The organism is Aeromonas sp. Prich7-2, from assembly GCF_017939255.1.
GTDB lineage: Bacteria > Pseudomonadota > Gammaproteobacteria > Enterobacterales > Aeromonadaceae > Aeromonas > Aeromonas caviae.
This window is the reverse complement of the sequence record NZ_JAGKRI010000358.1, coordinates 1-309: the sequence shown is the minus strand read 5'-3', so window position 1 is coordinate 309 and position 309 is coordinate 1. Positions and strand designations below refer to the sequence as shown.

Annotated in this window: 1 protein-coding gene; it reads right to left on the bottom strand. The window is 51.1% G+C overall.

The window, feature by feature from the left end:
- Positions 1-239 (bottom strand): transposase (locus tag J9892_RS25305; RefSeq protein WP_213044662.1); only part of this gene is annotated, 239 nt, incomplete at its 3' end.
- Between the last annotated feature and the right edge of the window lie 70 nt (positions 240-309).

Here is a 309-nt window from a genome sequence, read left to right as displayed (position 1 = left end):
GCATCTTCCATCGCGCCATCGCTCAGGTTGTACCAATGCTGCATGCAGTGAATGCGTAGCATGGTTTCCAGCGGATAAGGTCGCCGGCCATTACCAGCCTTGGGATAAAACGGCTCGATGACTTCCACCATGTTTTGCCATGGCAGGATCTGCTCCATGCGGGACAAGAAAATCTCTTTTCTGGTCTGACGGTGCTTACTGCTGAATTCACTGTCGGCGAAGGTAAGTTGATGACTCATGATGAACCCTGCTCCATGGCTCCAGATGACAAACATGATCTCATATCAGGGACTTGTTCGCACCTTCCCT